The sequence below is a fragment of the Sphingomonas sp. genome, assembly GCF_026460985.1.
GTDB lineage: Bacteria > Pseudomonadota > Alphaproteobacteria > Sphingomonadales > Sphingomonadaceae > Sphingomonas.
This window is the reverse complement of record NZ_JAPKNM010000001.1, coordinates 263,860-285,317: the sequence shown is the minus strand read 5'-3', so window position 1 is coordinate 285,317 and position 21,458 is coordinate 263,860. Positions and strand designations below refer to the sequence as shown.

The window sequence follows — 21,458 nt, the reverse complement described above, 5'->3', positions numbered from 1 at the left end:
CTCGTGACGCAGTGCACAATAGAGGCGTATGCGAAGGCTACCACCCCTCACCGCCATCGAGGCTTTCGTCCAGGTCGCGCGGCTCGGCTCGATCAAGGCCGCCGCCGAGGAGCTCGCGCTTTCGTCGCCCGCGCTCAGCCGGCGCATCCAGTCGCTCGAGCGCTTCATCGGCAAGCCCCTGTTCGAGCGCCGGCACCAGGCGCTGCGGCTCAACGACGACGGCGACCGGCTGCTCGGGCTGATCGCGCCCGCGCTCGACGCGATGACCGATGCGGTCGAGGCGATGACCAGCGGCAGCGAATTGCTGCGGCTGCGCCTCGGCGTGCTCCCCCTGTTCGCGACGCAGCGGCTGCTGCCCAAGCTCCCCGAGCTCAAGCGCAAGCATCCCGAGCTGCATCTGGACGTGGATACGGCGGGTTATGGCGTGGCGCGGCTCGGCGACGGGCTCGACGCCGCGATCGTGATCGCGCGCGACATCGATCCGGGCTTCTATTCGAAGCGGCTCGACCGGAACCGCGTGCACGTCATCGGATCGCGGGCGCTGGTCGAAGGCCCCGATCCCGTCACGCGGCCCGAGCAGCTCGCCAAGCTCACCGCGCTCGTCCATCGCGACATGCCCGAGACCTTCACCGCGTGGCGCGCCGCGGCGGGCTTCCCCGATCTCGAGCCGCTGGCGATCGACCATTTCGATTCGGGCAACCTGATGCTCGAGGCGGCGGCGCAGGGGCTCGGCGTCGCCTTCATGCTCGAATCGCATTTCGAGGCGGCACGCGACCAGCGGCTCGTCCAGCTCTTCGACCTGACGGTGGAGAGCCATTACAGCTACTGGTTCGTCTGCCGCCCCCGCGCGCTCGGCCAGCGCCCGGTACGGATCTTCCACGACTGGCTGATCGAAGCCCTCGACGCCGAGGGGCTCTGACCGTCATCCCGGCGAAAGCCGGGACCTCAGGCGGCAGGCGTGTCGCTTACGGCGGGAGACCCCGGCTTTCGCCGGGGTGACGAATTACTCCGTCCGCGCCTTGACGATCTTGCCCGGGTTGCGCGGGGGCTCGCCCTTGGGGAGCGCGTCGACATTCTCCATGCCCTCGGTCACCGCGCCCCACACCGTATACTGGCGATCGAGGAAGGTCGCGTCGTCGAGGCAGATGAAGAATTGCGAGTTGGCGCTGTTCGGATCGTTGGTCCGCGCCATCGAGCAGACGCCGCGGACGTGCGGCTCGGCGTTGAACTCCTGCGGCAGATTGGGCTCCTTCGAGCCGCCCATGCCGGTGCCCGAGGGATCGCCGCCCTGCGCCATGAATCCGTCGATCACGCGGTGGAAGACCACGCCGTCATAAAAGCCCTCGTCGGCAAGCTTGGCGATCCGCTCGACATGCTGGGGCGCGAGATCGGGGCGCAGCTTGATGCGGACATCGCCGGTATCGAGGGTCAGGACGAGCGTGCTGGGTGCCGACATGGGTTACTCCGTGAAACCGATTTAGCTGCGGCCCTAAGCAGGTTGCGAGTGGCTTGCAACATGCGCGCCGCATTGGCAGTGGCGAGTGGGCGCGCTAGGAGCGGCGCGACCGGGCGCAACAGGGAGGTCGGACGATGAGCGAGACCGAACTTCACCCGGAGACGCACGCGCCCGAAAGCGAGCTCGACGAGGACGACCGGCTCAAGCCCGAATTCGTCAGCGCGGTGCTCGAGGCGGTCGAGGCCGGCGACGCCGAGGCGGCGCATGCCCGCGTCGCCCCGCTCCACCCCGCCGACATCGCCGACCTGGTCGAGCTGACCCCCGCCGAACTGCGCCCGGCGCTCGCCGCGGCGATCTCCGACCTGATCGACGGCGACGTGCTTGCCGAGATGAACGACTGGGTGCGCGAGGCGCTGGTCGACGCGCTTGAGCCGCACCAGGTCGCCGACATCGCCGCCGAGCTCGATACCGACGACGCCGTCGCGATCATCGAGGACATGGATGTCGAGGACCAGCGCGAGGTGCTCCGCGCGCTCGACCCCGACGACCGCGCCGCGATCGAGGAAGCGCTTTCCTACCCCGAGGAGACCGCCGGCCGCCTGATGCAGCGCGAGCTGATCGCGGTGCCCGAGCATTGGACCGTCGGCGACGTGCTCGACTATCTCCGGCGCAACGAAGAGCTCACCACTGACTTCTGGGAAATCTTCGTCGTCGATCCGGCGCACCATCCGGTCGGCACCTGCCACCTGAGCTGGATCCTGCGCACCCCGCGCGCGGTCTCGATCGGCGACGTGATGAAGCGCGAGCAGACGCTGATCCCGGCCGACATGGATCAGGAGGAAGTGGCGCTGCGCTTCCAGAAGTACGCGCTGATCTCGGCCGCGGTGGTCGACAGCAGCGGCCGGCTGGTCGGCATGATCACCGTCGACGACGTCGTCCACATCATCTCCGAAGAGGCGGGCGAGGACATCCTCCGCCTGTCGGGCGCAGGCGAGGGCGACATCAACGAGCCGGTGCTCGACAGCTACAAGGGCCGGGTGCGCTGGCTGCTCACCAATCTGGTGACGGCGCTGGTGCCCGCGACGATCGTCTTCTTCTTCGACGCGACGATCGCGCAGAAGGCAATGCTCGCCGCGCTGATGCCGATCGTCGCCGGCGTCGGCGGCAATGCCGGCACCCAGACGCTGGCGGTGACCGTGCGCGCGCTCGCCACCAACCAGCTCACCCAATCGAACACGGTGCGCGCGATCCGGCGCGAGATCACGATCGCGATCCTCAACGGGCTGACCGTCGCGGCGGTGATCGGGCTGGGCATCGGCACGGTGTTCCGCGACGCCGGGCTGGGCTGCGTGATCGCGGCCGCGATGCTCGCCAATATCTTCATCGCCGGACTCGCCGGGGTGCTCGTACCGGTGACGCTCGAACGGTTCAGGGCCGATCCCGCGGTCGCCTCGTCGATCTTCGTCACCATGGTGACCGATTCGATGGGCTTCCTCGCCTTTCTGGGACTCGCCACCGCCAGCGGGCTGGTCGGTTGATCGCCGCGCTCTCCGACCCCAGATTGACCGCGTGCCGCTACACCTGACCAAAGTCGCCTATGGCTGCGACAGCATCGACTATCTGCAGGAACGCCTCGCGCTCAAGGCCGCGCACCTGCCCGCCTTCCTGACGACGCGCTACCTGCCCAAGCGACACGAGGAAATTGTCGGCGGCTCGCTGTTCTGGATCATCAAGCACCAACTGGTCGGCCGTTCGCCGATCCTCGGCTTCGGAGAGGCCGAGGGCGGGCGCGTGGCGATCTATCTCGAGCCCAAGCTGGTCCTCGTCCAGGCGCGGCCCAAGCGCGCGCACCAAGGCTGGCGCTATCTCGAGGGCAAGGACGCGCCGCCCGATCTGGGCGAGGCGGGGGCGGGGATCTCCGAGCTGCCCCCGGCGCTGGTCGGCGAGCTGGCGGCGATGGGGCTGATCTGATGCTTTATCCTCCCCCGCCAGGGGGAGGTGTCGCCGAAGGCGACGGAGGGGGAGGTAAGCGACTCACTGGCCATCGTGCTTCCGCCCCCTCCGTCATGCTTCGCATGCCACCTCCCCCTGGCGGGGGAGGATTGTCAGTTCGCCAGTTGCGGAAACGCGTTGCGGAAGGCGGCGACCTTGGGTTTGTCCCAACGCACGATGTAGGGGTGAGTCGGGTTGCGCCAGAAGAAGTCCTGGTGCTTGGCCTCGGCGGGATAGAAGGTGCCGCTCTCGATCCGCGTGACGATCGGCTTGGCCCAGGCCTTGGTGCGGCCGAGCTGGGCGATATAGGCCGCGGCGACGCGCTTCTGCGCCCCGTCCTGCGGGAAGATCGCCGAGCGATAGCTCGGGCCGACATCAGGGCCCTGGCGGTTCAGCTGGGTCGGATCGTGCGCGACCGAGAAATAGATGCGCAGCAGCGTGCCGTAGCTGACTTTCCGAGGATCATAGACGATGCGGATCGCCTCGGCATGGGCGGTGCGCTCGGTCGAGACCTGGCCGTAGCTCGCGGTCGCCTTGGTGCCGCCGGCGAAGCCGCTGGTCACCGAATGCACGCCCTTCACCGACTGGAAGACCGCCTCCATCCCCCAGAAGCAGCCGCCCGCGAGCACCGCGACCTGCTCGCCCTTGCCGCCGGTCACGTCCTGCGCGGGCGGCGGGATCGGCACCGCGCGCTCGGCCACGGGCGCGGCGATCGCCGGCAGCAACGCGGCCGCGGCGAGTCCGGCGGGGACGACCCATTTCAGCATGGCCGCAAGATCGGCCTTTGCGGGCCTCAGCGCAAGGCCGCGCAGGCGGTCTGGATGCGCGTGCACGCCTCGGTCAGCAGCGCTTCCGAGGTGGCGTAGCTGATCCGCATCGCCGGCGAGAGGCCGAAGGCGGCGCCGTGCACCGCGGCGACACGCGCCTCGTCGAGCAGATAGCCGATCATCTCCTCGTCGGTGGTGATCTTCAGCCCCTTGGGCGTGGTCTTGCCGATCAGCCCGGCGAATTCGGGATAGACGTAAAAGGCGCCTTCGGGGCGCGGGCAGGTCATGCCGTTCACCTGGTTGAGCATCGACACGACGAGGTCGCGCCGGCCCTGGAACGCCGCGACGCGCTCCTTGAGGAAGCTCTGGTCGCCGTTGAGCGCCGCCACCGAAGCCGCCTGCGAGATGCTGCACGGGTTCGAGGTCGACTGCGACTGGAGCTTGCCCATCGCCTTGATCAGCCACACCGGGCCGCCGGCATAGCCGATCCGCCAGCCGGTCATCGCATAGGCCTTGGACACGCCGTTGGCGGTCAGCGTGCGCTCGTAGAGCGACGGGCAGACCTCGGCGATCGTGCGGAACTCGAAGCCGTCGTAGAGGATGTGCTCGTACATGTCGTCGGCATAGATCAGTACGTGCGGGTGCCGCTCGAGCACCTGGCCCAGCGCCTTCAACTCGGCTTCGCTATAGGCGGCGCCAGTGGGGTTGGACGGCGAGTTGAGCACCACCCACTTGGTCTTCGCCGTGATAGCCGCCTCGAGCTGCTCGGGCTTGATCTTGTAATCCTGGTCGGCCCCGGCGGCGATGAACACCGGCTTGCCCCCCGCGAATTCGACGACGTCGGGATAGCTCACCCAATAAGGCGCCGGGACGATGACCTCGTCGCCCGCGTCGATCGTCGCGCAGAAGGCGTTGAACAGGGTGTGCTTGCCGCCCGAGTTCACGCTGATCTGGTTCTCGGCATAGGTGAGGTTGTTGTCGCGCGCGAACTTGCCCTGGATCGCCTGCTTGAGCTCGGGCGTGCCGTCGACATTGGTATACTTGGTCTTGCCCGCGCGGATCGCCTCGATCGCCGCTTCCTTGACGAAATCGGGCGTGTCGAAATCGGGCTCGCCGGCGCCGAGGCCGATCACGTCGATGCCCTGCCGCTTCAGCTCGAACACGCGGCTCGTCATCGCGAGCGTCGCCGAGGGCTGGATGCGCTGGAGCGCGGCGGAGGTCTGCATGGGAGGCACCTTTTCCGGGAGGGAACGGCGCGCCTATACGTCCGCGTTCGCGCGCTCCGCAACTGTAACGGCTGAAACAAGTCCGCGCAGCGCGTTGCCGAGCAGGAAACCGCCCGCGAGGTCTTCCGCACGGAGGTCGCGTTCGACCGCGCGGCCGCTCTCGATCAGCTCGGCGCGGAGCACCCCCGGCAGCAGCCCGCGCGCGCGCGGCGGCGTCAGCAGCACCCCGTCGCGCTCGACGAAGAGCGACGTGAAGCTGCCCTCGGTCAGGAAGCCCTCGCCATCGGTGAACACGACTTCCCAGCTGCCCGCGGCCGCGCGCGCGCGGTCGTGGAAGTCGCGGCGGCTGGTCTTGTGGCGCAGGCGGAAGTCGTCCGGCGCGACTTCGCGGGGGCGCAGGCGCACGCCCACCGGCTGGTCGGGCGCCTCGGGCTGGGGGCTGATGCCGATCGAGATCGCGCCCGAGGGTCCGAGCAGCAGCCGCACCTTGGCGGGCGTGCGCAGCCGGAAGGTCGCGGCCTGGAGCTCGTTGCGCACCAAATGGCGATCGAAGGCGAAGCCCAGCGCCTCGGCGCTCGCCTTCATCCGCGTCAGGTGGCGCTCGAGCAAAGGCATGCCTTCCATGGGATCGAAGCGCATCGTCTCGATCAGGTCGAAGGAGCGCTCACCCGCGGTCACGAACGCCCCCTTGGCGAGGCATTCCTGCCATTCCTGCTCCGGGTCCGAATCGGCAACCACGCCCGACCCTAGACCCAAAAGCGCGGTCGAGTCGCCCCTGGCCAGGGTCAGCGTGCGGATCGCGACGTTGAACTTCGTGTCGCCATTGGCGTCGAGCCGGCCGATCGCGCCGGTATAGACGCCGCGCGGCGCATCCTCGGTTTCGGCGATGATCTCCATCGCGCGCAGCTTGGGCGCGCCGGTGATCGAGCCGCAGGGGAAGAGCGCCGAAAGCGCGTCGATCGCGTCGCGGCCCTCGGCGAGCTCGGCGGTGATCGTCGACACCATCTGGTGGACGGTCGGATAATGCTCGAGATGGAAGAGCTGTGGCACAGCGACGCTGCCGGCGCGCGCGACGCGGCTGAGATCGTTGCGCATCAGATCGACGATCATCAGATTCTCGGCGCGCTGCTTGGGATCGGCAAGCAGGTCCGCCGCATTGGCGGCATCCTGCGCCGGATCCGCATCGCGCACCGCCGTGCCCTTCATCGGCTTGGCGGTCAGGATGCCGCCCTCCAGCGCGAAGAAGAGCTCGGGCGAGAAGGACAGGAGCCATTCCTCGCCCGTCGCGATCAGCGCGCCATAGCCCGCCGCCGCGCGCCCGCGCACCAGCGCATAGAGCGCGGGGGGCGACCCCGCGGTCGCCACTTCGGCGCGGAAGGTGAGGTTGGCCTGGTAGATGTCGCCCGCCGCGATCAGCTCGGCGACCCGCGCGAACCGCTCCGCATAGGCGTGGCGCTCGACGGCGGGCCGCGGCGCGCTCGCCCATGCTCCCGCCGGATCGGGCAGGATCGCGCCGGGCGCGACTTCCCGATAACCGCGGAACAGCCCGAACCAGAGCAAAGGCCCCGGCGCGGACAGCTGCGCCAGCTTCGGCTCGAACCCCGCCGCCGCTTCGTAGCGGAGATAGCCCGCCGCATCCAGGCCGCGCGCCCGCGCCGCGCGCAATGCCTCAAGCGCGGGCCGCACCTCTTCGGGCCGGTCGGCGCGCACGATCTCGACCGGATCGGCATAGAGCCGGGCCGGCGCACCGCCGGGGCGAGCATCGTCGAGCAGCACGAAAGGAGAAGCGGGCAACGCCATCGCGCTGCGCATGCCGCCGCCGCCGCCCCGCGGCAAGCCCATGTTGCCCGTACCATCGCCGCCGCCTATCTGCGGCAGCCCATGTCGAACCCTCAGCCGACCCCTCCGATGCGCGTGGCGATCGTGCCCGTCACGCCGCTCCAGCAGAATTGCAGCCTGCTCTGGTGCACGCGCACGATGCGCGGCGCCTTCGTCGATCCGGGCGGCGACCTGGACCGGCTGCGCGCGGCGGCCGAGCAGCACAAGGTCGCGATCGAGAAGATCCTGATCACCCACGGCCATATCGACCATTGCGGCCTCGCCGGCGAGTTCGCCGCCGAGCTCGGCGTCAAGATCGAGGGTCCGCACGAGGCCGACCGCTTCTGGATCGACCGACTGGCCGAGGACGGCCGCAAATATGGCGTGCGGGGCGTGCCCTTCGAATCGGACCGCTGGCTGGTGAACGGCGACCAGGTGACCGTCGGCGAGCTCGTGCTCCATGTCTATCATTGCCCGGGCCACACGCCGGGCCATGTCGTCTTCCACCACGCCCCGTCGAAGCTGGCGATCGTCGGCGACGTGCTGTTCCAGGGATCGATCGGCCGGACCGACTTCCCGATGGGCAACCATCAGGACCTGATCGACGCGATCACCGGCCGGCTATGGCCCCTGGGCGGCGACACGGTCTTCGTCCCCGGGCACGGCCAGCCGAGCAACTTCGCCCATGAGCGGCGGACGAATCCCTTTGTCGGCGATGCCGTGCTGGCGGGACGCTAACGCATTTCGCGAGGGCTTGGCTCCGGTTTCCGTTCGGCCTGAGCTTGTCGAAGGCCGACCTTCCGCGAGCGCTTCGTCGGTGGGAAGGCGCCCTTCGACAAGCTCAGGGCGAACGGAGATGCTTCAACGCATACGGAGATGCTTCAACGCAGCGGATTGAGCCCGGTATAGCCGAGATACACTGCGTATCCCGCCAGCCCGAGCATCGTCAGCATGGTGGCGAGGATGCCGATCATCCGGCCCGGCCGCCAGCCGTCCATCCCGAACACGTGGAGCACCCGGCCGACGATGAAGAGCGCGGCGACGCCCCACAGCCAGGCCTGGGTGCCGCGCGCCAGCTCGACCAATGCGATCAGGATCAGCACCAGCGGCGCATATTCGGCGAAGTTGAGCTGCGCGCGCATCCGCGCGATCAGCCGCGGGTTGCCGCCGTCGCCGACCATGATGTTCTCGGAGATGCGCAGCCGGCCGATGCGCAGGCCCAGCCAGAAGTTGAGGAGCGCGGCGGCCCCGGCAGTGACGAGCGCGACGGGCAGGAAAAACATGGCGACCCCCTTTTGGTTCACCCCCAAGTGCCACGGCCTTGCAAGTCGGGCAAGAATCGCTATACGCGCGGCCTCGCTTCGTGACCTGCCCCGCTGGTCCGGTGGGCGCCGGTCCAACCGTCGCTTGCCCGGATGCCATTGCGGGCCTATCGCGACTTGATTCACGTGTTTTCGAAGTAAAGGTGCCTGAATGGCCGTTCCGAAGAGAAAGACCTCGCCGTCGCGGCGTGGCATGCGCCGGGCGCACGACGCGCTCACGGTCGATGCGTTCCAGGAATGCTCGAACTGCGGCGAACTGAAGCGCCCGCACAATCTGTGCACGGCGTGCGGCCATTATAACGGCCGCGAAGTCATCTCCGCCGAGGGCTGAGCCACGCACGCGACCGGGGGCATACCGGCATGACCAATCCCATGCGAATCGCCGTCGACGCTATGGGCGGCGATGAGGGGATCGCGGTCATGCTCGCCGGCGTCGCACGCGCGCGCCGTCGCTTCGAGGGGATGGAATTCATCCTCGTCGGCGACGAGGCGCAGATCCGCGAGGGTCTGAAGACTCACCCGAACCTCACCGCCGCGTCGGAGATCGTCCACGCGGAAGGCGTCGTCGCGTCCGAGGAAAAGCCGAGCGCCGCGATTCGCCGCGCCAAGACCACCTCGATGGGAATCGCCATCGATCAGGTGAAGAAGGGCCGCGCCGGCGCCGCGGTCTCCTCGGGCAATACCGGCGCGCTGATGGCGATGGCCAAATTGTCGCTGCGCACCATGCCCGGCATCGACCGGCCCGCGCTGGCGGCGCTGATGCCGACGCTCGGCGAGAACGACACCGTGATGCTCGATCTCGGCGCCAACACCGAGGTCGACGCGCGCAACCTCGTCCAGTTCGCGGTGATGGGCGCCGCTTATGCGCGGATCGCGCTCGACCTCGAAAATCCCCGCGTCGCGCTCCTCAACATCGGCACCGAGGAGATGAAGGGCACCGACAAGATTCGCGAGGCGGCCGCCGAGCTGCGCGCGGCCAAGCATCTCCGGCTCGACTTCACGGGCTTCATCGAGGGCAACAAGCTCTCGCGCGGCGAGGTCGACGTGATCGTCTGCGACGGCTTCTCGGGCAATATCGCCTTGAAGACGATCGAGGGCACCGCGCGCTTCGTGGCGGACCTGCTCAAGCGCGCCTTCTCCAGCTCGACGCGCTCGAAGATCGGCTTCCTGATCTCGCGCCCCGCCACCGAATTGCTGCGCACGCATCTCGATCCCAACAACCACAACGGCGCGATCTTCCTCGGCCTCAACGGCATCGTCGTGAAGAGCCATGGCAGTGCGAACGAACTGGGCGTAGACACGGCGATAGGCTTCGCGGCGAAGATGCTGCGCGACGACCTCAATCGGCGAATCGCCGAGGATCTCGGGAATTTCGAGGCAAAGGCTGCGTGACATTGCGTTCGGTGATTCTGGGTACCGGCTCCTTCCTGCCGGAACGGCGCGTTTCCAATGCGGAGCTGGCGGAGCGCGTCGAGACGTCGGACGAATGGATCGTCGAGCGCACCGGCATCCGCGTCCGCCACATCGCCGGGGATGACGAGACCACCAGCACGCTGGCGACCGGCGCCGCGCGCGCCGCGCTCGAATCGGCAGGGATCCAGGCAGCCGACATCGACCTGATCGTGCTCGCTACCGCGACTCCCGATCAGACCTTCCCGGCAAGCGCCACCCGCGTGCAGACCGCGCTCGGCATCGACGACTGCGTCGCGTTCGACGTCGCCGCGGTGTGCTCGGGCTTCCTCTACGCCGTGCAGGTCGCCGATTCGATGCTCCGCGCGGGCGCACACAAGCGCGCGCTGGTGATCGGCGCCGAGACCTTCAGCCGCATCCTCGACTGGGAGGACCGCGCGACCTGCGTCCTGTTCGGCGACGGTGCCGGCGCGATCGTGCTCGAGGCGCAGGAGAGCGACGCGGCGAACGGCCGCGGCATCCTCGCCACCCGGCTCCACGCCGATGGGCGCCACAACGACCTGCTCTATGTCGATGGCGGCCCCTCTACCACCGGAACGGTCGGCAAGCTGCGCATGAAGGGCCGCGAGGTCTTCCGCCACGCGGTCGTCAACCTCGCCGCGGTGATGGAGGAATCCCTCGCCGCCGCAGGCCTGCAGTCGAGCGACGTGGACTGGGTGGTCCCCCACCAGGCCAATGCCCGCATCCTCGACGCCACTGCGCGCAAGCTCGGCCTCGCGCCCGAGAAGGTCGTCGTGACCGTCGACCAGCATGCCAATACCTCGGCGGCATCGGTGCCGCTCGCGCTCGACGCCGCGGTGCGCGACGGGCGAATCAAGCAAGGCGACCTTATCGTCCTCGAGGCGATGGGCGGGGGTTTCACCTGGGGTGCGGCCGTCGTACGTTTCTGATATGTGTCAGAATGAGGATTGCCTCGTTACCGCAACGAAATGTTGTAGTTTGCGGGGGGAGGACAATCTGATAGGATTGACTTCGCACACAGGTTAACTTGGGGGACTTGCGGATATGCCGGCTGCGGGCACGCTGACCAGGGCAGATTTGGCCGAATCGCTGCATCGCGAAGTCGGTCTGTCGCGTGCCGACGCTTCCCGCCTCGTCGAGCAGATCCTCCAGCACATGTGCGAAGCGCTTTCGAAGGGCGAGAACGTCAAGATCTCGGGCTTCGGCAGCTTCATCCTCCGCGACAAGGGCGAGCGCGTGGGCCGCAATCCCAAGACCGGCGTCGAAGTGCCGATCGCACCGCGCCGGGTGCTCACCTTCAGGGCCAGCCAGATGATGCGCGACCGCATCGTGGCGGGCAGCTGAGGGCGAAATGCCACCCGCGGAGAAGGCGGCAGGCGCCCTCCGCACGATAGGCGAACTCGCCCAGGAAATCGGCCGGCCGCAGCATATCCTGCGCTATTGGGAAACGCGCTTCCCGCAGTTGCGTCCGCTGACCCGCGCCGGCAACCGCCGCTACTATCGCCCCGAGGACGTTGCCCTGGTGCGGCGGATCCACCACCTGCTCGCCGACGAGGGCTATACGATCCGCGGCGTGCAGAAGCTGCTCGCCGAGGAAAAGGCGCGGCGGCCGAGCCCCAAGAGCAGCGCCGAGTCCTTCCGCGCGATCCGCGACGCGCTGGTCAAGGCGCTCGAGGAGGATGGCGGCTAGAGTAGGGTTCATATCCAAAACGAAAGGCAGTACGGCCCGCTAGCCATGCACCCTCGACCTAATGCCCGTCCGGCCCGAGGCTGGGATCGAGATCGCGGGGGCGGACGAAGCGGGTGAGCGTGGCGTTGCCCGCCTGCACCTCGCGCCAGCCCTCCACCTCGAAATTCATCTCCGCCAGCGTCGCGGTGGGGAACTTGATCGCGACCTGGTCGCGCAGCGTGCCGTTGGGCACCAATTGCAGCACCAGTTCCTCCAGCCCGGGATTGTGCCCGACGAGCAGCACATGCTCGGCCCCGGCGGGCAGATCGTGCACCACGTCGATCAGCGTCGCGGGCGAAGCGAGATAGATGCGCTTGTCCCAGGCCGGCGCCAATTCGCTGCCATAGCCCTGGCCGAGATGGTCGAGCGTCTCGACCACGCGCGCGGCGGGCGAGGCGACGACATGGTCGAAGGCGAGCCCCAGCGCCTTCATGTGGCGGCCGACCATCGCCGCGGCGCGCTGCCCCTTGGGATTGAGCGGCCGATCGAAATCGCGCGCGACCGGATCGTCCCAGCCCGACTTGGCGTGGCGCAGCAACGTGAGCGTCTTCATGCGTCCCCGAACTTTCAGGCGGTGGCGGGGGCTCCATGCCGCAAGCTTGGCGACAAGGAAAGCCGAACTCGCGCCACGGCCTCGTCGAGCGGCACGCGCGACACCGGCGTGCCCGGCGGAAAGGCGTCGAGCAGGCGCGAGGGACTGGCGGCGGAGAGCAATACGAAGGTGCCGCGATCGTCGGCGCGACGGATCAGCCGGCCGAACGCCTGGGCCAGCCGCGCGCGGACGATGCGATCGTCATAGGCGGTGCCGCCCCCGGCGAGCCGCCGTGCCGCATGGAGCACGCTGGGCTTGGGCCAGGGCACGCCTTCCATCACCACCAGCCGCAGCGAATGGCCGGGCACGTCGACGCCGTCCCTGAGCGCATCGGTGCCGAGCAGCGAGGTGCGGGGATCGTCGCGGAAGATGTCGACCAACGTGCCCGTGTCGATCGGATCGACATGCTGGGCGAGCAAAGGCAGCCCCTCGCGCGCCAGCCGATCGGCGATGCGGGCATGGACCGCGCGCAGGCGGCGGATCGCGGTGAACAGCCCGAGCGTGCCGCCCTCGGCCGCGACGACCAGCCGGGCATAGGCATTGGCGAGCGCGGGCAGGTCGCCGCGCTTGACGTCGGTGACGATCAGAACCTCGGCCTGGCCGGGATAGTCGAACGGGCTCGCCGCCTCGAAGCGCTGGGCGGGGCGCAGCAGGTGCGATGCCCCGGTGCGTGCCTCGGCGACGTCCCAGTCGCCGCCGGCGCGGAGCGTCGCCGAAGTGATCACCGCGCCGTGCGCCGGCTCGAGTACGGTCTTGGCGAAAGGCTTCGAGGGATCGAGCCAGTGGCGGTGGAGCCCGACATCATATTCGCGGCCCTCGACGCGATCGACCGCGAGCCAATCGACGAACTCGGGGTCGGCCGGACCGCCGATCCGCGCGATCAGCGCGAGCCAGGCGCCGACGGTCTCGGTCCGCCAGCCGAGCGACGCGATCGCGCCTTCGATCCGCGCGCGCGCCGGGCCGTCCATCCAATCGGGCGCGTCGGCGAGCACCGCTTCGAGCCGGCGACCCAGTTTCACCAGCGGACGGACCAGCGCATCGAGCGCGGCACCCGCGGGACCGGCCGCCTCGACCAAGGCGCCGTCGGGCTCGGCCAGCTCGGTCTCTAGCCCATAGCCCGCATCGCCCGAGCCGTTGACGTCGCGCGCATAGACCAGCCCGCGCACCGCTGCGAGCAGGGCCTCGACCGGGCCGAAGGGCTCGCCTTCGTTCAGCCGCTGGAGCCAGCCGTCGCTCGGCAATGCGCGCGCGGCGTCGACCGCCTCGGCGATCGCGCGGCCGCCTTCCTCGTCATAGCTCGCCACGTCGGAAAGCCGCGCCGCGAGCCCGCGCCGCCGCCCGCGCGATCCCGATTCGGGGCCGGTGATCCAGCGGCGGATCTCGATCGCCTCCTGCCCGGTGAGCGCGGCCGAGAACATCGCGTCGGCCGCGTCGAACAGATGATGCCCCTCGTCGAACACATAGCGCGTCGGCCGCGTCGCCGATTCGCGGCCCCGCGCCGCGTTGACCATCACCAAAGCATGGTTGGCGATGACGATATCGGCCTCGGCGCTCGCCCGCGCGGCGCGCTCGATGAAGCATTTCCGGTAATGCGGGCAGCCGGCATAGATGCACTCGCCGCGCCGGTCGGTCAGCGCGGTCGAGCCGTTGCGGCGGAACAAGGTGGGCAACCAGCCCGGCAGGTCGCCGCCGACCATGTCGCCATCGGCGCTGTAGCTCGCCCAGCGCGCGATCAGTTGCGCGAGGATCGCCGCGCGGCCGGCGAACCCGCCCTGCAGCGCATCCTCGAGGTTGAGCAGGCAGAGATAATTCTCGCGGCCCTTCCGGGTGACGATCCGCCGCTTGCGCGTCTCGGCATCGGGGAACAGCCGCTCGCCTTCGTGCGCGAGCTGGCGCTGGAGCGCCTTGGTGAAGGTCGATACCCAGACCGGCCCTTCGGCGCGCTCGGCCCAGAGCGAGGCAGGGGCGAGATAGCCGAGCGTCTTGCCGATCCCCGTCCCCGCCTCGGCAAGGATGAGGTTGGGCGAATCGCGGACCTCGCGCGGCGCGAAGGCGCCCGCCGCGGCGGCGGCATAGTCGCGCTGCCCCTGGCGCCGCTCGGCGCCGCTGCCGGTCAACCGGGCGAGCCGCTCGGCGATATCGGCATCGGCGAGCGTGACGGTGCGCGGCGCGGGGCGGGCCGGGCGCTCCTCCCATTCGGGAAGCTTCGAGAACAGCCAGCGCTCGGCCTGGGCCGGCTTGGCGATCGCGGGGCTCAGCGCCGGCGCCCAGGGCCAGCGCAACCGGAACAGCGACTGGACCGAATTCCACGCCCCCTCGCGCTCGGGCCAGTCGCCCGCGGGAATCGCGAGCAAAGCCTCGGCGGCACGGCGCAGGAAAGGCGCGACCTCCGCGTCGCTCTCCGGCACCGGCAAGTCGGCGGCGCGGGCGAGGCCCTTGGGCGTCGGCACCATGAAGCGCGCGGGCCGCAGAAAGGCGAAGAGCTCGAGCAGATCGAGCCCGCTGAGCTCGGGATGGCCGAGCCTTTGCCCGACCAAAGGCGCGTTGAGCAGGATCACCGGCGTGTCGGCCGCCAGCCGGATCGCCTCGCCCCGGCTCACCGCCCGGCTCTCGCCCTCCGGCGTGGCGATCCAGATGCCGCCATGGCTCGCGTGCAGCGCGGGATAGGGCAGAGGCGGCGTCATCGGCGCATCAGTCTGTACGCTTTTCGTTCCGCATGACCAGCCGGTTTCGCGGCCCGAGCCGGGCAAAGTTGCGGGAGTCGCGGTTCATTCGTCAACTTTGCGCGGGCCCCCGGCGCCTCGGTGGAACCGCGCTGCACGCCCGCAACGCAGCCAGCGCCATCCGGCTCTCGACGCCATGAATCGTTCCCACGAACTTGCCGCGATAGAAGCGCGGCCGGGTCGTGCCGTTGATCGCATGGTCGCGCACGAAGGCGAACGCACGCTCGCGCGCTTCGTCCTCGACCATGTCCCAGGCGAGGGCGAAGCTCTCGGCATGCGGGCGCCGGCGCAGATTATAGGCGGAGGCGGCGCTCATCCCGACGGCGCGCGCCGCCCGCGCCACCACCCCGGTCTCGGCGAGCGCGGCGATGAAACCGCGCTGGCGCTCGGCCGTCCAGCCGTCATGGCGATGGCGGGTGAGCGGCACGGGCGTGAAATCGAGATCGTCCTCGGTGCCGGGCGGATCGGGAGGCGGCGACTCGTGCATCCACGAGTCTATCCCAAAGGAAATCCTACATTGGAAGGGGTGGGATTCAGGTTGTGTCGACATTCAAATTTCCCCTCCCTGCTTGCAGGGAGGGATGATCGGGCCAGCCATGCCCCCGGCATGGCTTGAACAGCGCGGGGCGCTGTTCACCCGATCATGGGTGGGTGCGCGCGTCTGCGCGCCTAAAAGACTCGCCAATCGTGTCGCAAGAGGCACCGGCCGGGGCATCGAGCCCCGGCCGGTGCCAACCCACCCCTAACCCCTCCCTTGAAGGGAGGGGAATTTGAATGTCGATACAATCTAGAGTCGGGGCCTGCCGGACCGGTATCGCTTCAGTCGCGCGGCGTTCGCAGCGCCTGCCAGAGCGCCTGGACCTGGTGGTTGAGCGCTCCCAGCTGCTCGCCGCTCATCCCCGCGCGCTCGAGCAAAGCCTCGGCCAGGCAGCCGCATTGTTCGCGCATCGCCGTGCCGCGTTCGGTGAGCCCTACCTGGACCTGGCGCTCGTCGTCCGGATTGCGTTCACGCGTGACGAAGCCCGCCGCTTCCAGCCGCTTCACCAGCGGCGTGACCGTGCTCGATTCGAGCGCGAGCCGCTCGGCGATCGCGCCGACGGTCCGGCCGTCCTGCTCCCACAGCGCATGCAGCACCAGATATTGCGGATAGGTGATGCCGAGCCGGTCGAGCATCGGCTTGTAGGCGCGATTGATCGCCATGCTCGTCGCATAGAGCGAGAAGCAGAGCTGGTCGTCGAGCGGAAGGGCGGCGGGCACGGGCATTCTCCTAGGGCCGGAGCCGATATCAGGAAAATATATATCGCGATACAGAATGTGCTGGACAAGGGCGATTCGCATGCATATTAGAACTATATCGCGATAATGATTATCGCAGACACAAAGGAGTCCGACGATGTCCGTAGACGTGAAGTACCGCACCCGCGCCACCTCCACCGGCGGCCGCGACGGCGAGGCCCGCTCCGAGGACGGCCGCTTCGTCGCCAAGCTTTCGACGCCGAAGGAACTGGGAGGCGCGGGCGGCGACGGCACCAATCCCGAGCAGCTGTTCGCGGCGGGCTATTCGGCCTGCTTCATCGGCGCGCTCAAGGTCGCCGGCCAGCAGCTCAAGCTCAAGGTGCCCGCCGAGACCACGGTGACCGCAAGCGTGGGCATCGGTCCGCGCGCGGCCGGCGGGTTCGGCATCACCGCCGATCTCGAAGTCAGCCTGCCGGGAGTCGATCGCGGCGATGCCGAGAAGCTGGTCGCGGCGGCGCACCAGATCTGCCCCTATTCGAACGCGACGCGGGGCAATGTCGATGTCGGGCTGAGCATCGCCTGACGACAATGCCCGGCATGGTGCCACCCCGGCGGCTCGACGAGCCACCGGGGTGGCACCGGCCGCTGCGCTTCGCTAGACGCGGCCGATATGACCGACAAGCAGACGCTCCGCGCAGCCGCGCTCGAATCCAAGGCCTGGCCCTATGAAGAGGCGCGGAAGCTGCTCAAACGCTATCCCGAGGGCGCGCCCGCGAAAGGCCATGTGCTGTTCGAGACCGGCTACGGCCCCTCGGGGCTGCCGCATATCGGCACCTTCAACGAAGTGCTGCGCACGACGATGGTCCGCCGCGCGTTCGAGGCGCTGAGCGATATCCCCACGCGGCTGATCGCGTTCAGCGACGACATGGACGGGCTGCGCAAGGTCCCCGACAACGTCCCCAACAAGGAGATGCTCGCCCAGCATCTCGGCAAGCCGCTGACACGCATCCCCGATCCGTTCGGCACGCATGAGAGCTTCGCCGCGCACAACAACGCGCTGCTCCGCGAATTCCTCGATCGCTTCGGCTTCGACTACGAGTTCGTCTCGTCGACCGACTATTATGCCGGCGGCAAGTTCGACGACGCGCTGCGGGGCGTGCTGCGCAACTATCAGGGCATCATGGACGTGATGCTGCCGACGCTCAGGAAGGAGCGCCAGGCGACCTATTCGCCGGTGCTGCCGGTGAGCCCGAAGAGCGGCGTGGTCCTCCAGGTGCCGATCGAGGTGCTCGATCCCGAGACCGGGATGATCGCGTTCGAGGATGAGGGCGAACGGATCGAGCAGTCGATCCTCGGCGGGCAGGCCAAGCTCCAGTGGAAGGTCGACTGGGCGATGCGCTGGGTCGCATTGGGCGTCGATTACGAGATGGCGGGCAAGGACCTGATCGATTCGGTGATCCAGTCCTCCAAGATCGCGCGCGTGCTCGGCGGCAGGCCGCCCGAGGGCTTCAACTACGAGATGTTCCTCGACGAGAAGGGCGAGAAGATCTCCAAGTCCAAGGGCAACGGCCTCAGCCTCGAGCAATGGCTGACCTATGGCCCCGACGAGAGCCTGGCCTTCTACATCTATCGCGAGCCCAAGAAGGCCAAGGCGCTGCACATGGGCGTGATCCCGCGCGCGGTGGACGATTATTGGCAGTTCCGCGGCAATTATGCCGCCCAGCCGATCGAGCAGAAGCTCGGCAATCCGGTCCACCACATCCATAACGGCCCGCCGCCCGCGGAGACGCTGCCGGTGACCTTCGGGCTGCTGCTCAACCTGGTCGGGGTGATGGGCGAGGCGAGCAAGGAGCAGGTCTGGGCCTATCTCGCCAACTATGTCCCCGACGCGACGCCCGAAGCCTATCCGGCGCTCGACGCGCTGATCGGCTATGCGCTGGCCTATGCCCGCGATTTCGTCGCGCCGACGCTCAAGCGGCGCGCGCCCGCAGGCGTGGAGGTGGACGCGTTGAAGCGCCTCGATGCCGAGTTGGCCGCGATTCCTGTCGATGCGCCCGCCGAGGACATCCAGAACATCGTCTACGAGATCGGCAAGACCGGCGGGTTCGAGAATCTGCGCGACTGGTTCAAGGCGCTCTACGAAACCCTGCTCGGCTCCGAGCAGGGCCCGCGCATGGGCAGCTTCATCGCGCTCTACGGGATCGAGAATTCGCGGAAGCTGATCGCCGAGGCGCTGGCCAAGGCATCCTGACCCGGTACCCCACCCGTTCGCGCTGAGCCTGTCGAAGCGCCGTTCTTCCCTTTGGCCCCGAGGTCTGGAGAAAGACAGTGCTTCGACAAGCTCAGCACGAACGGGGAAGGGGCATCGGCTCGGCGACTCGCGATTTCCTCCGCAGCGAGGCGGCGGGCGGGATCGCGCTGATCGGCGCGGCGGCGTGTGCGCTGCTCGTCGCCAACCTGCCCGGCTGGTCGGACGCCTATTTCCACGCGCTCCATCTCGAGACCGGCCCGGCGATCAGCCCGCGCTACGGGCCGATGACGGTGCATCGCTGGATCAACGACGCGCTTATGGCCTTGTTCTTCCTGCTCGTCGGGCTCGAGATCAAGCGCGAGTTCGTCCACGGGCGCCTCGCGAGCTGGCCGCGGCGGCGGCTGCCGGTGCTCGCGGCCATGGCGGGCATGGCGGTGCCGGCGGCGATCTACCTGCTCGTGGCGCGCGGGCAGCCGGCGCTGGCGAACGGCTGGGCGATCCCGGCCGCCACCGACATCGCCTTCGCGATCGGGGTACTCGCGATCCTGGGCACGCGCGCGCCGACCGCGCTCAAGCTGTTCCTCACCACCGTGGCGATCGTCGACGATCTCGGCGCGGTGCTGATTATCGCGCTCTTCTACACCGCCGGGCTCGACCTCGTCGCGCTGGCATGCGCCGGCGCGGTGCTGCTGGCGCTGTACGCGCTGAACCGGTGCGGCGTGAAAGCGCTGACGCCCTATCTGCTGCTCGCCTGCCTGCTCTGGGTCTTCGTGTTCCGATCGGGAGTGCACGCCACGATCGCCGGGGTGGCGACGGCGCTGACGATCCCGATCACGCGCGACGACGGGTCGCCGCTGCACCGGCTCGAGCATGCGCTCCATCCCTGGTCGGCCTTCCTGATCGTGCCGCTGTTCGGCTTCGCCAATGCCGGGGTGTCGCTGGCGGGCATGACTCCGGCGATCCTGCTGGCGCCGCTGCCGCTGGGAATCGCGCTCGGGCTGTTCCTCGGCAAGCAGGCGGGGATATTCGGCAGCATCTGGATCGCGCACCGGACCGGTTTCGCGCCCAAGCCGGGCTGGTCGAGCTGGCCGCAGATCTACGGCGTGTCGCTGCTCGCCGGGATCGGCTTCACGATGAGCCTGTTCATCGGCGGGCTCGCCTTCCCGGGCGACGCGGCGCTTGGCAACGAAGTGAAGGTCGGCGTGCTCGCCGGATCCTTGCTCTCGGCGCTCGCCGGCTATGTCGTGCTGCGGTTCGCACCGCCCCGCCGCGTGCTCGCGGCGAGGCTGATCGCGCGGCGCCGGGCAGGCTGAAGCTCGGCCATTGTGCCGGGGGTCCCGGCTGCCTAGGCTCCGGCCATGCTGCTGCTCGCCGCCCTGCTCGCCGCGCAATGCCCCTCGGAATGGCGCTTCCTCTTCGCCAACGGCCCGCAGGGCGAGGACGTCGCGGGGAACCGCGCCGAGCTGATCGCCGCGGTCCGGCGCGGCAGCCCGCTGCGCGTCGGCTGGGGCGAGGCGGCGGCCGACGACAAATGGTCGGTGGAGGAATTCTCCGATGTCGGCTTCACCAACATCATAAGGGGCCGCGACCTGGTGGTGCAGCTCGAGCCCGCTTTGATCCAGAGCGACTATCTCGACGCGACCAAGGCGACCTTGCGCGCCGAGCCGCTCGAATGGCGCGCGATCATGTCGACCGACGGCCGGTTCGACGCCCAGATGACCGATCGCGCGACCGGCAAGCTCTTCCGCACGCTGCGCCAGCGCACGCGGATCCACTGGTACGCGCTTGCCCCCGACCCCAAGTGCGACACCCGGACCGCGATCGATTCCGCGCCCCCTGGCCGATCGAACATCCTGGTCGAGAGCATCAAGCCGGCCGAGTAACGGCCTGGGGTCGCCCCGGCATGCGCGTGCCGCTATCGCGCGGTGATGGAAGTCGCGCCCGATATCCTCGCCCTGCTCGCCGCAGTCGCATTCCTCGCCGGCGCCATCGACGCGATGGCGGGCGGAGGTGGGCTGCTGACCATCCCGGCGTTGCTCGCGGCGGGCATCCCCCCGGTCTCGGCGCTCGCCACCAACAAGCTGCAGAGCGCCTTCGGCACCGCTTCGGCCTTCGCCGCTTATGCCCGCGCCGGCCATGTCGACCTGCGCCGCTTCGCGATGCCCGTGGCGGGCGCCTTCGCCGGCTCGGCCGGCGGCGCGGCGGTGGTCCAGCATGTCGACCCGAGCTTCCTCGCGGCGCTCGTCCCGGTGCTGCTCGTCCTGATGGGATTCTATTTCCTGCTCGCGCCGCCGATGAGCCATGTCGACCGGCACGCCCGGCTGGGGCCGCGCGGGCTCACCATCGTCGTGACGCTGATCGGATTCTATGACGGCTTCTTCGGCCCCGGCACCGGCTCGTTCCTGACCACCGCGCTCGTGGCGTTCGGCGGGCTCGGCCTGGTACGCGCGATCGCCAACACCAAGCTGCTCAACCTCGCGACCAACATCGCCGCGCTGCTGGCGATGGTCGCCGGGGGCCAGCTATTATGGACGCTGGGGATCGCGATGGCGATCGCCAACGTGGGCGGCAACCAACTCGGCGCATATCTCGCCATCCGCTTCAACGGACGCGGCGTCCGGCCGCTGCTGGTGGTGCTGTCGCTCGCGCTGACGCTCAAGCTGCTCGCCGATCCGGCCAATCCCCTGTGGCGGATGTTCTAGGTTGAGAACCTATCCAAGCTGTTGAGAGATAACCGCTGTAAGTCGTCTATCGCCAAACCCTTTACCGTCATCCCCGCGCAGGCGGGGATCCAGAGCCAAGCAGACCCGACCGAGCAGAGAAACCCTGGATCCCCGCCTGCGCGGGGATGACGGAGAATATATGGGCTGGGTTTACGCCTCAATCAGTCGAGCGCGGACAGGAAAGGGGCGGCC

General features: G+C 68.8%; 23 protein-coding genes. 14 read left to right on the top strand and 9 right to left on the bottom strand.

Annotated elements, in window-relative coordinates:
- Window positions 1–28 precede the first annotated feature (28 nt).
- On the top strand, window positions 29–919 hold the full coding sequence (locus MT490_RS01480) for a LysR substrate-binding domain-containing protein (protein ID WP_297383616.1): 891 nt from the start codon (window positions 29–31) through the stop codon (window positions 917–919).
- 84 nt (window positions 920–1,003) lie between these two features.
- On the opposite strand, the gene MT490_RS01475 is transcribed toward MT490_RS01480, so the two are convergent.
- Window positions 1,004–1,456, bottom strand: coding sequence for a peptidylprolyl isomerase (locus tag MT490_RS01475; protein WP_297383614.1), 453 nt, complete (start codon window positions 1,454–1,456; stop codon window positions 1,004–1,006).
- 134 nt (window positions 1,457–1,590) lie between these two features.
- Here MT490_RS01475 and mgtE point away from each other — a divergent pair, with 134 nt between their 5' ends.
- Window positions 1,591–2,994 carry a magnesium transporter gene (mgtE, locus tag MT490_RS01470; protein WP_297383612.1) on the top strand — a complete coding sequence of 468 codons (1,404 nt, stop codon included), beginning with the start codon at window positions 1,591–1,593 and terminating at the stop codon, window positions 2,992–2,994.
- Window positions 2,995–3,025: 31 nt separating this feature from the next.
- Window positions 3,026–3,427: a DUF1489 domain-containing protein gene (locus MT490_RS01465; RefSeq protein WP_297383610.1), complete on the top strand. Its 402-nt coding sequence runs from the start codon at window positions 3,026–3,028 to the stop codon at window positions 3,425–3,427.
- A 134-nt stretch (window positions 3,428–3,561) separates the two neighbouring features.
- On the opposite strand, the gene msrA is transcribed toward MT490_RS01465, so the two are convergent.
- Genes msrA through pabB form a run of 3 tightly spaced genes read right to left on the bottom strand, consistent with a single transcriptional unit; the run spans window position 3,562 to window position 7,283 of the window.
- A complete protein-coding gene (gene msrA, locus MT490_RS01460; protein WP_297383608.1) occupies window positions 3,562–4,215 on the bottom strand; it encodes a peptide-methionine (S)-S-oxide reductase MsrA in 654 nt (217 codons plus the stop codon).
- Between the two features lie 26 nt (window positions 4,216–4,241).
- Window positions 4,242–5,441 (bottom strand): pyridoxal phosphate-dependent aminotransferase, encoded by a 1,200-nt coding sequence (locus MT490_RS01455; protein ID WP_297383607.1) that lies wholly within the window; start codon window positions 5,439–5,441, stop codon window positions 4,242–4,244.
- Between the two features lie 33 nt (window positions 5,442–5,474).
- Window positions 5,475–7,283, bottom strand: coding sequence for an aminodeoxychorismate synthase component I (gene pabB, locus MT490_RS01450; protein WP_297383605.1), 1,809 nt, complete (start codon window positions 7,281–7,283; stop codon window positions 5,475–5,477).
- Between the two features lie 39 nt (window positions 7,284–7,322).
- On the opposite strand from pabB, the gene MT490_RS01445 reads away from it, so the two are divergent.
- Entirely contained in the window at window positions 7,323–7,997 is a 675-nt protein-coding gene (locus MT490_RS01445; RefSeq protein ID WP_297383603.1) for an MBL fold metallo-hydrolase, read from the top strand.
- A 143-nt stretch (window positions 7,998–8,140) separates the two neighbouring features.
- On the opposite strand, the gene MT490_RS01440 is transcribed toward MT490_RS01445, so the two are convergent.
- Entirely contained in the window at window positions 8,141–8,542 is a 402-nt protein-coding gene (locus MT490_RS01440) for an MAPEG family protein (protein ID WP_297383601.1), read from the bottom strand.
- Window positions 8,543–8,732: 190 nt separating this feature from the next.
- Here MT490_RS01440 and rpmF point away from each other — a divergent pair, with 190 nt between their 5' ends.
- The 5 genes from rpmF (at window position 8,733) to MT490_RS01415 (ending at window position 11,702) form a co-directional block, all read left to right on the top strand.
- Window positions 8,733–8,912, top strand: coding sequence for a 50S ribosomal protein L32 (gene rpmF, locus MT490_RS01435; RefSeq protein ID WP_297383599.1), 180 nt, complete (start codon window positions 8,733–8,735; stop codon window positions 8,910–8,912).
- Between the two features lie 29 nt (window positions 8,913–8,941).
- Window positions 8,942–9,973 carry a phosphate acyltransferase PlsX gene (gene plsX / locus MT490_RS01430; protein ID WP_297383597.1) on the top strand — a complete coding sequence of 344 codons (1,032 nt, stop codon included), beginning with the start codon at window positions 8,942–8,944 and terminating at the stop codon, window positions 9,971–9,973.
- The gene (locus MT490_RS01425) at window positions 9,970–10,941 is read left to right on the top strand and encodes a beta-ketoacyl-ACP synthase III (RefSeq protein WP_297383595.1); all 972 of its coding nucleotides are present in this window, start codon (window positions 9,970–9,972) and stop codon (window positions 10,939–10,941) included. The genes plsX and MT490_RS01425 overlap by 4 nt, the downstream gene beginning before the upstream one ends.
- A 115-nt stretch (window positions 10,942–11,056) precedes the next feature.
- The gene (locus tag MT490_RS01420; protein WP_297383593.1) at window positions 11,057–11,356 is read left to right on the top strand and encodes an integration host factor subunit alpha; all 300 of its coding nucleotides are present in this window, start codon (window positions 11,057–11,059) and stop codon (window positions 11,354–11,356) included.
- Window positions 11,357–11,363: 7 nt separating this feature from the next.
- Window positions 11,364–11,702 (top strand): MerR family transcriptional regulator, encoded by a 339-nt coding sequence (locus tag MT490_RS01415; protein WP_297383591.1) that lies wholly within the window; start codon window positions 11,364–11,366, stop codon window positions 11,700–11,702.
- Window positions 11,703–11,760: 58 nt separating this feature from the next.
- Here the strand turns inward: MT490_RS01415 and MT490_RS01410 are convergent, their stop codons facing one another.
- The 4 genes from MT490_RS01410 to MT490_RS01395 all read right to left on the bottom strand — a co-directional run bounded on the left by MT490_RS01410 (window position 11,761) and on the right by MT490_RS01395 (window position 16,313).
- Window positions 11,761–12,294, bottom strand: a complete 534-nt coding sequence (locus MT490_RS01410) for a histidine phosphatase family protein (RefSeq protein WP_297383589.1) — start codon at window positions 12,292–12,294, stop codon at window positions 11,761–11,763.
- Between the two features lie 14 nt (window positions 12,295–12,308).
- Complete coding sequence (locus tag MT490_RS01405; RefSeq protein WP_297383587.1) at window positions 12,309–15,017, bottom strand: ATP-dependent DNA helicase; 2,709 nt, start codon at window positions 15,015–15,017, stop codon at window positions 12,309–12,311.
- A 91-nt stretch (window positions 15,018–15,108) separates the two neighbouring features.
- Window positions 15,109–15,543 carry a hypothetical protein gene (locus MT490_RS01400; RefSeq protein WP_297383586.1) on the bottom strand — a complete coding sequence of 145 codons (435 nt, stop codon included), beginning with the start codon at window positions 15,541–15,543 and terminating at the stop codon, window positions 15,109–15,111.
- A 332-nt stretch (window positions 15,544–15,875) separates the two neighbouring features.
- Window positions 15,876–16,313, bottom strand: a complete 438-nt coding sequence (locus tag MT490_RS01395) for a MarR family transcriptional regulator (RefSeq protein WP_297383584.1) — start codon at window positions 16,311–16,313, stop codon at window positions 15,876–15,878.
- A 136-nt stretch (window positions 16,314–16,449) separates the two neighbouring features.
- Between MT490_RS01395 and MT490_RS01390 the strand changes: the two genes are divergently transcribed.
- The 5 genes from MT490_RS01390 (at window position 16,450) to MT490_RS01370 (ending at window position 21,245) form a co-directional block, all read left to right on the top strand.
- On the top strand, window positions 16,450–16,875 hold the full coding sequence (locus tag MT490_RS01390; RefSeq protein WP_297383582.1) for an organic hydroperoxide resistance protein: 426 nt from the start codon (window positions 16,450–16,452) through the stop codon (window positions 16,873–16,875).
- Window positions 16,876–16,962: 87 nt separating this feature from the next.
- A complete protein-coding gene (locus MT490_RS01385) occupies window positions 16,963–18,543 on the top strand; it encodes a lysine--tRNA ligase (protein WP_297383581.1) in 1,581 nt (526 codons plus the stop codon).
- 77 nt (window positions 18,544–18,620) lie between these two features.
- A complete protein-coding gene (nhaA, locus tag MT490_RS01380) occupies window positions 18,621–19,856 on the top strand; it encodes a Na+/H+ antiporter NhaA (protein WP_297383579.1) in 1,236 nt (411 codons plus the stop codon).
- Window positions 19,857–19,901: 45 nt separating this feature from the next.
- Complete coding sequence (locus MT490_RS01375) at window positions 19,902–20,426, top strand: hypothetical protein (RefSeq protein WP_297383577.1); 525 nt, start codon at window positions 19,902–19,904, stop codon at window positions 20,424–20,426.
- Window positions 20,427–20,471: 45 nt separating this feature from the next.
- Window positions 20,472–21,245 carry a TSUP family transporter gene (locus MT490_RS01370; protein ID WP_297383575.1) on the top strand — a complete coding sequence of 258 codons (774 nt, stop codon included), beginning with the start codon at window positions 20,472–20,474 and terminating at the stop codon, window positions 21,243–21,245.
- The last annotated feature ends 213 nt before the right edge of the window (window positions 21,246–21,458 follow it).

Excerpts from the sequence above, each read along its gene's own strand:
- pabB (WP_297383605.1), bottom strand. The coding sequence starts at position 7,283 with ATGGGCTTGCCGCGGGGCGGCGGCGGCGGCATGCGCAGCGCGATGGCG.
- MT490_RS01475 (WP_297383614.1), bottom strand. The coding sequence starts at position 1,456 with ATGTCGGCACCCAGCACGCTCGTCCTGACCCTCGATACCGGCGATGTC.
- MT490_RS01455 (WP_297383607.1), bottom strand. The coding sequence starts at position 5,441 with ATGCAGACCTCCGCCGCGCTCCAGCGCATCCAGCCCTCGGCGACGCTC.
- msrA (WP_297383608.1), bottom strand. The coding sequence starts at position 4,215 with ATGCTGAAATGGGTCGTCCCCGCCGGACTCGCCGCGGCCGCGTTGCTG.
- rpmF (WP_297383599.1), top strand. The coding sequence starts at position 8,733 with ATGGCCGTTCCGAAGAGAAAGACCTCGCCGTCGCGGCGTGGCATGCGC.
- mgtE (WP_297383612.1), top strand. The coding sequence starts at position 1,591 with ATGAGCGAGACCGAACTTCACCCGGAGACGCACGCGCCCGAAAGCGAG.
- MT490_RS01445 (WP_297383603.1), top strand. The coding sequence starts at position 7,323 with ATGTCGAACCCTCAGCCGACCCCTCCGATGCGCGTGGCGATCGTGCCC.
- MT490_RS01440 (WP_297383601.1), bottom strand. The coding sequence starts at position 8,542 with ATGTTTTTCCTGCCCGTCGCGCTCGTCACTGCCGGGGCCGCCGCGCTC.
- MT490_RS01480 (WP_297383616.1), top strand. The coding sequence starts at position 29 with ATGCGAAGGCTACCACCCCTCACCGCCATCGAGGCTTTCGTCCAGGTC.
- MT490_RS01405 (WP_297383587.1), bottom strand. The coding sequence starts at position 15,017 with ATGACGCCGCCTCTGCCCTATCCCGCGCTGCACGCGAGCCATGGCGGC.
- MT490_RS01390 (WP_297383582.1), top strand. The coding sequence starts at position 16,450 with ATGTCCGTAGACGTGAAGTACCGCACCCGCGCCACCTCCACCGGCGGC.
- MT490_RS01420 (WP_297383593.1), top strand. The coding sequence starts at position 11,057 with ATGCCGGCTGCGGGCACGCTGACCAGGGCAGATTTGGCCGAATCGCTG.
- MT490_RS01370 (WP_297383575.1), top strand. The coding sequence starts at position 20,472 with ATGGAAGTCGCGCCCGATATCCTCGCCCTGCTCGCCGCAGTCGCATTC.
- MT490_RS01385 (WP_297383581.1), top strand. The coding sequence starts at position 16,963 with ATGACCGACAAGCAGACGCTCCGCGCAGCCGCGCTCGAATCCAAGGCC.
- MT490_RS01415 (WP_297383591.1), top strand. The coding sequence starts at position 11,364 with ATGCCACCCGCGGAGAAGGCGGCAGGCGCCCTCCGCACGATAGGCGAA.
- MT490_RS01400 (WP_297383586.1), bottom strand. The coding sequence starts at position 15,543 with ATGCACGAGTCGCCGCCTCCCGATCCGCCCGGCACCGAGGACGATCTC.
- MT490_RS01410 (WP_297383589.1), bottom strand. The coding sequence starts at position 12,294 with ATGAAGACGCTCACGTTGCTGCGCCACGCCAAGTCGGGCTGGGACGAT.
- plsX (WP_297383597.1), top strand. The coding sequence starts at position 8,942 with ATGACCAATCCCATGCGAATCGCCGTCGACGCTATGGGCGGCGATGAG.
- MT490_RS01375 (WP_297383577.1), top strand. The coding sequence starts at position 19,902 with ATGCTGCTGCTCGCCGCCCTGCTCGCCGCGCAATGCCCCTCGGAATGG.